Source organism: Kitasatospora sp. NPDC059088, from assembly GCF_042738155.1.
Lineage (GTDB): Bacteria > Actinomycetota > Actinomycetes > Streptomycetales > Streptomycetaceae > Kitasatospora.
Map to the genome: position 1 here is coordinate 1 of NZ_JBHYGR010000072.1, position 12037 is coordinate 12037.

At 76.9% G+C, this 12037-nt stretch carries 10 protein-coding genes; 1 reads left to right on the forward strand and 9 read right to left on the reverse strand.

Annotated elements, in window-relative coordinates; translation table 11 throughout:
- Positions 1-123: 123 nt before the first annotated feature.
- Positions 124-2313 (reverse strand): hypothetical protein, encoded by a 2190-nt coding sequence (locus tag ACFWXO_RS27785; protein ID WP_380526859.1) that lies wholly within the window; start codon positions 2311-2313, stop codon positions 124-126.
- Between the two features lie 172 nt (positions 2314-2485).
- Between ACFWXO_RS27785 and ACFWXO_RS27790 the strand changes: the two genes are divergently transcribed.
- Complete coding sequence (locus ACFWXO_RS27790) at positions 2486-3001, forward strand: HAD domain-containing protein (RefSeq protein ID WP_380526861.1); 516 nt, start codon at positions 2486-2488, stop codon at positions 2999-3001.
- Between the two features lie 161 nt (positions 3002-3162).
- Here the strand turns inward: ACFWXO_RS27790 and ACFWXO_RS27795 are convergent, their stop codons facing one another.
- The 8 genes from ACFWXO_RS27795 to ACFWXO_RS27830 all read right to left on the reverse strand — a co-directional run.
- On the reverse strand, positions 3163-7287 hold the full coding sequence (locus tag ACFWXO_RS27795) for a LysM peptidoglycan-binding domain-containing protein (protein ID WP_380526863.1): 4125 nt from the start codon (positions 7285-7287) through the stop codon (positions 3163-3165).
- Positions 7287-7769, reverse strand: coding sequence for a hypothetical protein (locus ACFWXO_RS27800; RefSeq protein WP_375884965.1), 483 nt, complete (start codon positions 7767-7769; stop codon positions 7287-7289). The genes ACFWXO_RS27795 and ACFWXO_RS27800 overlap by 1 nt, the downstream gene beginning before the upstream one ends.
- A gap of 149 nt (positions 7770-7918) precedes the next feature.
- On the reverse strand, positions 7919-8287 hold the full coding sequence (locus ACFWXO_RS27805) for a pilus assembly protein (RefSeq protein WP_375884962.1): 369 nt from the start codon (positions 8285-8287) through the stop codon (positions 7919-7921).
- Between the two features lie 140 nt (positions 8288-8427).
- Positions 8428-8802 (reverse strand): TadE/TadG family type IV pilus assembly protein, encoded by a 375-nt coding sequence (locus tag ACFWXO_RS27810; RefSeq protein ID WP_375884959.1) that lies wholly within the window; start codon positions 8800-8802, stop codon positions 8428-8430.
- Between the two features lie 47 nt (positions 8803-8849).
- Positions 8850-9161, reverse strand: coding sequence for a hypothetical protein (locus ACFWXO_RS27815; RefSeq protein WP_375884957.1), 312 nt, complete (start codon positions 9159-9161; stop codon positions 8850-8852).
- Positions 9162-9222: 61 nt separating this feature from the next.
- Entirely contained in the window at positions 9223-10101 is an 879-nt protein-coding gene (locus ACFWXO_RS27820) for a hypothetical protein (protein ID WP_375884955.1), read from the reverse strand.
- Positions 10098-11060, reverse strand: coding sequence for a type II secretion system F family protein (locus ACFWXO_RS27825; protein WP_380526866.1), 963 nt, complete (start codon positions 11058-11060; stop codon positions 10098-10100). Before ACFWXO_RS27825 ends, ACFWXO_RS27820 begins: the two co-directional genes overlap by 4 nt.
- The coding region (locus ACFWXO_RS27830) for an ATPase, T2SS/T4P/T4SS family (RefSeq protein ID WP_380526868.1) at positions 11057-12037 on the reverse strand (981 nt) is incomplete at its 5' end. The genes ACFWXO_RS27830 and ACFWXO_RS27825, both read right to left, overlap by 4 nt.

A 12037-nucleotide genomic window follows, 5' to 3' on the forward strand; every position in this document is an offset into this window, starting at 1 on the left:
GTACAAATCGGGGGTTTGAGGGGTGCGGGGGGGGGTCTGTTGCCCCGGGGGTGTATAAATGGGGGGCCGCCCGCCCCCCCTCGGCGGCCCGCCGAGGGGGGACGAGGGCGACCGGCCCGACCGTCAGCCCTGGTCGGCCACCACCGGTGCAGCGGCGGCGAGTTGGGCCAGGTAGCGCTCGGCTGCACGGAGCTTGCGGTTGTCCGGGCCCGGGAGGAAGGCCCGCAGCTCGATGATCTCCGGGGCGATCCGGATCGCCTCCGCCCGGTCGGCGATCGAACGCCAGCAGGCCTCGGCGTTGGTGGCCGCCCGCTGGGTCTCCTGGTGGTCGGCGCCCTGCGAGCGGAGCAGCGTCAGGGCGACCTCGCGGTAGATGCCGGCCGCCTCCGCGGTCCGGCCGGCGAGCCGGCACACGTGGGCGCGCACCTGGCGCACCTGGAGGACCGGCTCGGAGACGGCCCCGTGCTCGGCGATCGCCTCCAGTTCGAGGGCGAAGGCGAGGTCGGTGGCGGCGGCGTGGTCCCCGGCGTCGGCACTGCGGACGATCCGTCCGATCACCTCGCGGTAGTCCTCGCGCGGCGCGTTGGCGGCCGGTGCCTCGGCCGGGGCGGGCGGCTGGTCGGCCGGTGCCTCGGCAGCCGGCACCGCGTCGGTCGGAACCTCGGCGGTCGGAACCTCGGCGGCCGGTTCCACGTCCGTCGGGGAGACGTCGGCCGGGACGGCATCGGTCGGCACCGCGTCCTGCGGGGCCTCGGCCGTCGGACCGCTCTCGTCCGGGACGGCGTCCCGGGGCTCCTCGACCGGCTCGACCGTCTCGGTGGGCTCGGTGGGCTCGCCAACCCCCGTGGCACCAACGGCGGTTCCGGCTGCCTCGACCGGCTCCGCGTCCTCCGGCCGGGCCTTGCGCAGCGTGACGCCCGCCGCCGAGGCCTCCTCCGCCGACGACGCGGCATCGGCCGCGGCCGTGGCCGTGACCGCCGCCCCGGCGGGCTTGTGCAGACTCACCCCCGAAGCCGTGTCAGCGGGCTGCTCGCCCGCCTTGCGCAGGCTGACCGGGCGGGACGGACGGGGCGGGGTCGGCGGCACTCCGGGCTTGACCAGGCTCACCGGCCCGCCGACGGGCGTGACGGGCAGTGGGGCGGGCGCCACCGGTGCCCGCCCGGCCACGGCGTCCTGCGGCTCCGCCTGCCGCGGCAGCGGCAGCGGTGCCACGGCGGGCAGCGGTAGCGGCAGTTCGGACGGCACCGCGTCCGCGACGGGCAGCGCCTCCGGCAGCGGCAGCACGACGTCCGCCACCGGGGCCTCGCCCCGGCGGGCGGTGTTGCGGAAGACCGGGCGGTCCGGCGTGTGGGTGGCCAGGATGACCACGTCCGGCCGCAGCACCGAGTACACCTGCTGGCGCAGCTGCTCGGGGGCGAGCACCTCGCCCGCGCCCGGACGGCCGCCGTGCAGCGCCTCGATCAGTGCGCGGGTGAAGGTGCCGATCTGCTCCGGGTCCGGGCTGACGACCGCCCACAGCGGGATGCCCTCGGTGAGCGGCGAGACGGTGCCCTGGAGGTAGGGCCAGGCGTTCTGGTCGGCGCTCAGGTCGGCGATGACCAGGGTCTGCCACTCGGCCGGACGGTGGCTCAGTTCGGCGGCGATCGCCTGCCAGGGCAGGCCGTCCTGCCTGGCGTCGCGCAGGGTGAGCTGGAGCTGCCCGCCGCGCTTGTCGGCCACCACGTGCCCGCCCAGGTGGACCAGCAGCGGGCCCGGGTGGCGGGAGGCGGCGCGCAGGTGGGCGAGGACGGTGTGCGGATCGCTGGCGCCGGGGAGGTGGACGGCGTCCACCGCGTCCGCGGCGAGCAGCACCTGCGGCGACACGGCCGCGAGCATCGCGGACAGCACCGGTGCCTGGGCGGGACCGCCCCGGCCCCAGGTGCGGCGGCCGGAGTTGCCGTATCCGCCCTCGATCACCAGGATCCGGCCGCGCGGCGCGGCACCGAGCCCACCCGGGGCCGACGGGGCCGCCGAGACCGTCGGCACCGCAGCCGCGGACGGCGCCGGTGCCTGGGGCTGAACCTGGGGCTGGGCCCCTGCGGCGGGCAGGCCGGTGAGGGTCCATCCGGTGGGCGCGACCGGCGGCGCGGGCGGCACCGGGGCGGTGAACGCCGCGGGCGGCAGCGGGGGCGCGGGCGGCGGCTCGTACAGCGCGGCGGGCCCGGGCGGGTGCTCCTCGGGCCGCCCTGCGGGCTGCTGCGGCGGTACGGCGTCCCAGGGGCCCGAGTCCGCAGACGGCTCGGGACCTCCGGAAACAGCAGTCGTCTCCGCCATCTTCTGGTCACCGCCCCGCCCCGCCGCGTCCGCGGCGTCTGATGCCCTTGCCTTCGTGGTGCCAGCCACCACGTCCCGTGCGCGCCACCCTACGAGATCCCGGCACACCCGAGCCAGGCCGGGTGGCCGATCGGCGTGCCACGGCGCGGGCACCGGCCACTATCGTGCCGTCATGACCGATCCGGGGCTCCCCCTGCTGTTCCTCGACGTCGACGGGCCCCTGATCCCCTTCGGCGCCCCGCCGCCCGGCGGCTACCCCACCTACCCGGGCCCGGGCGCGGGCCCGTCCGGCAACCCGCTGGTGGCCCGGGTCGACCCGGGGCTCGGGCCCCGACTGCTCGCCCTGCCCTGCCAACTGGTCTGGTCCACCACCTGGTTGACGGACGCAAACGCCTGCCTCGCGCCCCGGCTGGGTCTGCCCCGGCTGCCGTACGTGGACTGGCCGGACACCGACCTGCCGGGTGACGGCAGCACCCTGCACGCCCAACTGCACTGGAAGACGAGCACCTTGGTCGCCTGGGCGGCCGGACGCCGGTTCGTCTGGGTGGACGACGAGATCACCCCGGCCGACCGGCGCTGGGTCGAGGCCAACTCCCCGGCCGCCACGCTGCTCCACCGCGTCGACCCCCGAGTCGGCCTCACCGAGGCCGACTTCACCACCGTCGACACCTGGCTGCACGCCACCTGACCGCGCTCCGCCTGACCGCGCTCCGCCTGACCGCACGCCCCCGCCACGACCGACACCGACCGGCCGTACCCGGTGGATCGGGTACGGCCGGTCGGACATCCGGGCGGCCTCGCCTGCTCAGGAACCGTCGACTCAGGACCGGCGGCTCAGGAACCGTCGACTCAGGACCCGGCGAGCAGGTCCCGCAGCAGGGCGACCGTGTCGGCGTCCAGGTCCCGGCCGGTGCGACGGCTCAGTGCGTCGAGGCGGTTGACCGCGCGCAGCAGCTGGTCCCGCGCGCCGGCCGACGCGTAGGCGTAGAAGAGGTCCCGGTGCAGGAGTTCGACGTCCGGGGCGACGGCGAGGCCGCGGAAGACGGCGGCCTCGGCGCTGCGGTGGTCGCCGTACTGGAGGCGGCGGGCGGCGAGTTCGTGGGCGGTGTCCACGATCGCGGCGATCATGTCCTGGCGCTCGGCCTCGGCCCAGCCGTAGGAGGCCGGCGGCGCCTCGGCGAACGGGGCACCGCGGACCAGCGCCAGGGCGTGGGCGAGGGCGGCGTCGGCGGTGGCACTGGTGCTGCGCATGCCGCGCCGGTAGAGGCTGCGGAACTCGTCCCAGTCGCAGGTGACGACGGGGGCGAAGGAGTAGCCCTCGGTGGTGTCGGTGGGCAGGTGGGCACGGCCGTCCGGTGTGCTGCCGAACCAGGCCGCCAGGTCGGCGAGTTTGGCCGGCAGCGGGCTCCTGGCGTCGGCCGCGGTGGGGTGCGGGTCGAGGTGGGCGGCGCCCGGGTGCAGGTCGTGGTCGAGCGCGTGGTGGTCGGCGCCCGGCCGCAGCGCGAGGTAGACGGCGAGTTCGGTGAGCCGGGGCAGCGCCCCTGGTTCGACGGCGCCGGGGGTGCCCGCGACGTCGACCGGGCCGAGCAGCCGGATCCGGGGGGCGTTGCGCGGGGTGTGCGCCTCCGGGGAGCGCAGGATGGCGAGCAGGTCGTCGCTGTCGCTGCGGCCGGACGTGGTCCGGGCGACGGGCGCGACGGCGGCCGGGCCGGGCTCGACCGTGGCCGGCGCCGTATCGGCGGAGCCGCCCTCTCGGCCGCGGCCAGGACCACCCTCGGGACCGGGGGCGGCCCCGGGGACGACCCTGGGGGCGGGGGCGGGACCGACGCCGGGTTCCGGCCGGGCCGGGACGCGCGGGTCGACGCCGGTGGGCGCGGGCGCGCTCTGGTGCGTCGGCACCGGCTCGGCGGGTGACGCGGGTGACGCGGGCGAGGCAGGCACGACGGGCACAGCGGGCACGACGGGCGCCTGCGGGGCCACGGGCCGCACCGGCTGGACGGGGAGCACCGGCACCGAGGCCTCGGCCGGGCCGTCCACCGCCGTCGACTCCGCAGGCCCGGCAGGCCCGGCGGGCCCGACCGGCGCCTCGGCGGGCTCCGCGAATTCCGGGGATTCTGCGGACTCTGCGGACTCCCCCGGCCCGCCCGGCAGCCGCAGGTCGCGGGTGGCCTCGTCGGCGGGCTGCTCCGTCCCGGTGGCCGCCTGCCGCCCCTGACCGTTGACGGCGAAGCGCGCCGGGCCGGGCGGCGTGGGAGCAGGGACGGCGGCGGGCGCGGTCGCAGGAGCGGGCGCGGCCGGGTCGGTCCCGGCGAACGGGCTGGCGCCGGTCCCGATGACCCGGGTCAGCAGCCGGGGCCCGGCCGCCGCCCCCGCGTCCTCCTCGGCCGCCGCCCCCGGGGCGCCGACGGCGGCCAGCACCGGTACGGCGAGCGGGAGTTCGGTGGTGTCGGTGTCCTCGTCCGGGTCGAGGCCGGGACCGTCCAGGGTCCACGCGGGTGCCGGGTGCTGGGTGGTGTCGTCGGCGGCCCGGAGCAGTTCGGCGACCTGGTCGTACTGGTGGTCGTCCAGCCGCTGGAGTTCGACGCTCAGGTGCAGGCCGGGGACGGCGGCCTGGCCGGTGGTCGGCAGGGTCCAGCGGGCGACCGGTCCGGTGCCGCGCTCGGGGGCCCGGGTGATGACGGCGACGCAGGTGCGCGGGCGGGCGTCCAGCAGGCGGCCGAGCTCGGCCGGGGTGTCCCCGCCGGGCTGCTGGGCGCAGAGCACGATCTCCGGCACCCAGGACTCGTCCGCCTGGCCCCGGCTGCGGGCTTCGCGCGGGCTGGTGGCCTCGGCCGCGACCAGGGTGGCGCGGGCCTTGGCGGTGCGCGGGCCGAGCGCGGCGAGCGCCGCCTCCAGGGTGGGGTGGCGGTGGACCCGCTCGGCGGCCGGTCCGGTGATCGGCACCTCCTCGGCGAGGTCCACCAGGTGCAGGTGGAGCCGGTCGGCCAGCGGGCTGTGGGCGAGCTCGATGGCGAGGGTGCGCAGCACGGCGCGGGCGTCGTCGGGGTGCCCGGACAGGTGGAGCAGCCGGACGGCCTCCAGGTCGGCGAGGACCACCGAGCCGTCGGGCGAGGTGCCGAGGGTGACCAGCGCGGGGTAGGGCGCGGGGGTCTTGCGGGCCTGGGCCGGGCTCAGCAGGTCGGAGGACTCCTCGCTGCACCACCAGACGTTGGCGGCGTGCGCGGCGCGGAACGGCGCGATCGGGGTGGCCGGGCCGGACAGGTGCAGCTCGATGGTGTGGTCGGGGGTGATCCGGGCCGCCACGATCGCGGGCAGCCGCTTGCCGCCGCGGGTGGTGTGGCGGGCCAGGGTCCGCAGGGAGCGGTCGAGCAGCTCCAGGCCGGCCTGGTCCTGGCGGACCATCAGTTCGTTCTCGAAGGCGGCGGCCTCGGCCTCGGGCATCGCGATGCGGTGGCCGGGGCGGCGGCCGCGCTGCTGGGTGCCGCGCTTGTAGGCGACGGTGCCGACCATGACGGCGGCGAGCAGCACGCCCACGGTGGACGCGGCGAGGGCGACGCTGTAGTCGTCGCTGGGTGCCGGGGAGGCGTGCGCGGCGGGAGCGGGTGCGGGCGCGCGGTCGGGGGCGTGGGTCGGCGCCGGGGACTGGGTGGCCGGCGCGGGCTGAGGCGTGGCGGCGGGGGCGGGCGTCTGCCCGGCTCCCGCTCCGGCCCCGGCCCCGGCCCCGGAACCGGAACCCGCAGGCGCAGGCGCTGGTGCAGGCGTGGACGCGGGCGCGGGCGTCTGCCCGGGCGCCGGTGCGGCCGCTCCGGGCACGGTGAGCACCATCCCCGGCTCCAGCACGTCCGGGTCGGTCAGCCGTTCCCCGTCCGGCGCCTGGACACCCTTGTTGGCCTCGAACAGCTTCGGCCAGGCCTCGGCGTCCCCCAGCTCCCGCTGGGCGATGGCCGACAGGCTGTCCCCGGACCGGACGGTCACCGTCTTCTGCCCGCCCGCCTCCGGCTCCGTCCCGGCCTGTGGCACCTGCGCCGCGGCGGCCGTGGCCGAGGCCGAGGAGTCACCGGGCGAGGAGTCACCGGCCGAAGGGGCCTGGGCCGGCCCGGAGGACTGGGCGGGCGCCGGGGCCTTCGCCTCGTCCGGCTTGGCGTCCGTCGGCATCAGCAGCTGCCAGCCGGGCTGGATCGGCCGCTCCGCGTCGAAGCGGGTGCCCGAATCGCCCATCACCCGGCCTTCGTTGAGCTTGGCGATCTCCACCCAGCGCTCCCCGGAGCCCAGTTGGCGCTCCGCGATGGACCACAGGCTGTCGGCCGGGCGGCTGTCCCGCACGGTGTAGGTGGGCTGCTGGTCCGCCGACTGGACGGGCGCCGCGGCGGGTTGCGCGGCGGGCAGTGCGGCCCGGTGCACGCCCGGGGTCAACTGCGCCTGGGCGGACGGGCCCTGGGTGAGTTCGGGCACCGCGGCGAAGGCCGCACCGGCCACCGGCAGCAGCGCCAGCACCGAGCCGACCAGCCCGGCCGCCATCCGCTGGCTCCAGCCGAAGGCCGGGATCCGGCGGGCGATCCGGCCACGCAGCTGGGCGGGGACCTCCAGCAGGACGGAGAGCGCGAAGCACGCCCAGGCCAGCCAGCCGACCACCACCAGCAGCCAGAGGAACAGCCGCCCGTCGTCCGGACTGGTGAGCGCCTCGCCCACCCCGCCGGAGGCGACCTCGCCCATCGAGGCGACCGCCCGGGTGCCGTACAGCAGCAGGGCGGGCACGCCGAACAGCAGGGCGAGCAGGGTGACCAGGGCGGCGAGCGCGGCGAGCACCGCGCCGCCGCGGCCGGGTCGGCGGCGCCCGGGGCGGGCGTGCCCCCTCACCGTCGGCTTGCCGCCCTTCCGGGTTCCGCCGTTCCCGGTTCCGCCCGGGCCGGTGCCGGCCCCAACCGTACGGGCCTGGGCGGTACGGGCCTGGTCCTTGGCACGTGGCGCGGCCATCAGTGGGTCTCCGCTTTCTCGACTCCGTGGACGAGGGTCGCACTGCCCTTGCCCGTTACCTTCCGCTCCCCGAGGGCGCCCAGCAGGACCGGCCGGTAGTCGGCCCGCACGGTGACGGTGACGACCCTGTCGTCGTCGGAGAAGACGACCTCGTCCACCTTCAGGCCGTACCGGTCGAGGTAGATCCCGGCGGCCTGCCGGACGTAGTCCTGGCGGACCTTGAAGCCCTTCCCCTGCAACACGTCCGCCTGGTCGAGCTGCTGGCCGCCGACCCGCGCGGCCTCCTGGGCGTAGGCGTCGGTGCGTTCGGCGACCCGCAGGCGGCCGCCCGCGTCGATCACCAACGCGATGACGAGCACCAGGTAGGCGGCGCAGATCGCCACGAAGAGGGCGACCGCGCCCCGGTCGGACCGCCGCCCGGCCGTACGCCGTCGGCGGTCCCGCAGCCCGCTCAGCACCCGCACCCTCTCCCCCCGATCCACACGGTGTCTCCCCACCGGCTCCCCACCGGGCGCCCCTCGGTGTCGTTGCGTCATCCCCCGAGCGCTCTCCGCTTGCGTCTCCCCCGCGCGGGCCGTCCCCAATCCCCCGGCCGCGCCCGTTGCGGCCCGCGCGCCGCCGCCTGCCGTCGTCATGTGCCGCGGTAGCGGTCCATCACCGAGGTGAACTCCCCGACGAGGTGCTTCGTCACGGGCAGCCCGGACGGTCCGCCGAGCAGGTCGGCGAGTTCGACGTCGCAGGTCACGGTGACCGTCACGGCCACCACCCGGCCGCCCGGCAGGTCCATCGGCGCCTCGGACACCTGGACGTCCGAGGTGCGGCAGGACACGCCCTGCTGGCGCAGCGTCGCGAGCGCGGATTCCTTGGCGGGCCCGTCCACCCCGGCGACGCTGCGCTGGAGCGAGCCGGTCCGGGCCCCGACCCGGGCCGCGGCCTCGACCGTGCCGGCCGCGGTCTGCACCCGCCCGGCGGCGATCGCGAGCAGCACCAGTCCGACCACGCCGGGTACCACGATCGCGGCCTCGATCGCGATCCCGCCCCGGTCCGTCCGCCTCGGCCTCCGCGGCCGCCCGCGCCACCCCGGCCGCGCCATCCGCCCCGGCCGTCCCGACCGGTCGGCACCGGCCCGCGCCGACCGCCTCACGGCTTCACCACCGGGGGGACGAAGCGCTCGCGCGGCGCCTCGGCGAACTGCCGGACGGTGGGCCCGGTGAGCCCGGGGATCAGCAGCGGCGGCGTCAGCTCCACGGTGACCTTGATGGTGTCGTCCGAACTGCCGTCCGTCCCCACCTGGTACGCGTGCACGCCCTGCCGGTCCAGGAAGTCCCGGGCCTGCCGCGCGGCGGCCTCGGTCGCCGCCGACGCCGTCGCGTTGCCCTGCACCCGGCCGGCGTCCACGCCCTCCCGGGCGGCGGTGAGCGCGACCTGCCGGTCGTACCAGATCAACGCGGCCTGGACGACCAGCAGCAGGAGCAGCAGGACGACCGGGAAGACGATGGCCAGACTGATGCTCATCGATCCCCGGTCGCCCCGACGGCGGAGCGGACGACGACGGACCCGGATCACTTGGTGGCGCCCCCCGCGCCGCCCGCGGCGCCACCGCCGGGCAGGTTCGGGTCCTGCTCGACCTTGGTGACCACCTTGTCCTTCAACAGGTACAGCGCGGTCGCGACGGCCCCGGCGACGAACACCAACGCGATGATGGCGAGGGCGAGTTCGATGCTGATGGCGCCGCGGTCGCCGCGTGCCCGGGCGGCCCGCAGCCGGCCCATCCGCAGCGTGAACAGCAGCAGGGCGAACTGCACGGGCAGCAGGACGGGCCGCAGGACGGGCCGCAGCACCCGGCCTGCCAGCTGGGCGAGTCGTACGGTCATCGGGGTCTCCCGGGGTGTGGTGTGTGGTGTCAGCTGCTCGGTCGGGAACGTCACGGGAAGGTCAGTTGAGCATCTGGTGGAGTGCGGGGAAGACGATCAGGACGGTCATCAGCAGGGTCAGGGCGGCGCCCGGCGCGACCATCCGCTCACTGTCGGCGTTGGCCCGGGCCAGGTCCTCGGCGAGCAGTTCGCCGCGCAGGCCCTTGGCCCGGGCCCGCAGGGTGTCGTACACGGCGGCGCCGTCGGTGCCGGACAGCCGCATGATGTCGGCCACGTCCTGGAGCGGGGTGAGGCCCAACTCCTCGGCCAGCGCGTCCAGTCCGGCCCACGGCGGGAGCCGGTCGGTGGCCGCGCGCTCCAGCGCGTCGCGGATCCGCCGGAACACCACGCCCTGCCCGACCGAGGCCGCCCGGCGCAGCGCCTCGGCGGGGCCGCAGTCGGCGGCCCGCTCCATCGCGACGAGTTCCAGGTAGGCGGCGATGCCGTGCAGGTACTCGGTGCGGGCCTCCTTGGCCTCGCCGCGCACCACGCCGTCCGGGACGAACCACAGCAGCCCGGCCAGCAGCGGCCCGGCGACCAGCGGCAGCGCGAACGGCAGGCCGACGTCCATCAGCACGGCCATCGCGCCCAGGTAGGCGGGCAGCAGCAGGCCGAGCGCGGCGAACAGCAGCTTGTGCACCATGAAGCGGGCCGGGGTGCGGCCGATCAGGGCGAGTTCGCGGCGCGGGATCGTCACCCCGCGCAGGGTGAGCGAGCGCTCGCCGATCCGGTCGTACCAGCGCGGCCGTTCGTCCGGGTCCGGTTCGCGGTCGGCCGGGGTGCGGTGCAGCCGGTCCAGCGCCTGGCGCAGGTCCGGTGGCGCGGGGCGCAGTTCGGCGACCAGCAGGGCGAGGCCGCCGGCCGCGACGGCGCCGGCCAGCACGGACCAGGGGGAGATCACCGGACCTCCCCGAGCCGCTCGGCCGGCTCCGGCGCGGACCCGCGCAGCCGGCGCCCGCTCCTGCTGCGCCGGTCGGGGGCGAGCAGCCGGGGCACCGGCGGGTGCGCGGCCAGGGCCCGCATCCAGGCGATGATCGCGACGAACAGGGCGGCGACCACGGCCAGCACGATCTGGCCGAGGAAGGTCCCGTACGGGCGGGTGTACTCGCTGTTGAACGAGCCGATCGTGACGACCAGCACGATGATGCCGACCAGCCAGCGGATGGTGGTGCGGTGCTTGGCCCGGTCGGCCTCGATGGCGCGGCGCTGGCGGACCTCCTCGCGCACCGACTCGGCCATGTCGGAGAGCGTCCGGGCCAGCCCCGGGCCGCTGTCCCCGGCCCGCAGCACCAGGGCGGCGAGCACCTTGTCGGCGGTGGCGTCGGCCAGGCTGTCGGCGAAGGCGTGCAGCGCCTCCTCGGGCCGCCAGCGGGCCTGCAGCCGGGCGGCCAGTTCGCCGATCTCCTCCTCCAGGGCGGCGGGGGCGGTGCGGCGGCTGGTGACGATCGCCTGGTTGAGGCCGACCCCGAGCAGCAGCACGTCGGCGATCCGCTGGGTCCACTCGGAGAGCGCCTCCAGCCGCTCGATCCGGTGGGTGTCCGGGCGGGTGGTGTCGAACAGCCAGGGCAGGCCGAAGACCGCCAGCGGCACCAGCAGCGCGGTCAGCGGGATGCGGGTGAACAGCCAGGCCAGCGGGGCGCCGACGAGGGCCAGCGGCAGCTGGATCCGGCGCAGCCGCACCATCCGCAGCGAGGCGCTGCCGGGGGCGCCGTACCAGAACACGTGGGCGCGGCCCGCCAGCGGGTTGTCCCGGCCGGCCGGCTCGTCCTCGTCGGCGGGTTCGCTGCCGCGCGCCCAGGCCACCAGGGCGACCAGGCCGCCCGCGAGCGCCAGCCCGCACAGGGCGAAGAGCAGCATCATCGCGGGCCACCGCCGATCCGCAGCTGGAGCGGGGCGGCCCAACTCCCGTACCGGGAGCCGAGCAGCGAGGCGTCGAAGCCGGCCCGGCGCAGGTCGTCCAGGCACTGCGGCGGGGTGTGCGGGACGGCCCGCGGCTCGCCGAGGTCCGGCCGGGGGCCGAACACGGTGTTCAGCGCGGGCCGGCCGCTCTCGCCGAGGCCGGTGACCTCCAGGACGTGGGAGACGAAGCGGTGCCGGCGGCCGCCGACGGCGGTCTCGTCGACCATGGAGACGTGCACGATGAGGTCCAGGGCGTTGGCGGTGAGCCGGTAGGCGAGCGCGTCGGTCATGTGCGAGCCGTACTCGAGGCAGAGTTCGGCGATGCGGTCGACGACCATGTGCGGGCCGCGGGCGTGCAGGGTGCACATCGAGCCGCCCTCGCCGTTGGTCATCACCCGCAGCATCGGGACGACCTCGCCGGAGCGGACCTCGCCGACGATGATCCGGGAGAGGGTCATCCGCAGCGCGGCCGGGATGAGGTCGCCGATCGTCAACTCCCCGGCCAGGCGGCCCTCGACGCGCTCACCGTTGCCCTCCCGGGCCTCCATCGGGACGACCTGGCGCAGGTGGCCGAGGGTGTGCAGCCAGAGCTCGAACTCCGACTCCAGGGTGCCGATCCGCTCGTCCGGCGGGATCTCGGCGGCCATCGCGCGCAGCAGGCTGGTCTTGCCGACGCCCTGGGTGCCGGTGATCATCACGTTCTTCCGGGCCCGGATCGCGGCGGCCAGGAAGGCGGCCAAGGACCCGTCCAGGGTGCCGAGTTCGACCATCTCGGGGAGTGTCGCGGAGGCCACCCGGTGACGGCGGATCGCCACGTACGGGCGGGGCGTCACCTCGGTCAGCGCCGGGTGGCGCAGTCCCCCCACCCAGCGCCGGGGGGGGGTGGGGGTGGCGGGGGACACGCAGCGCGCGCCACCGCCCGGCTGGCGGGCCCCGGC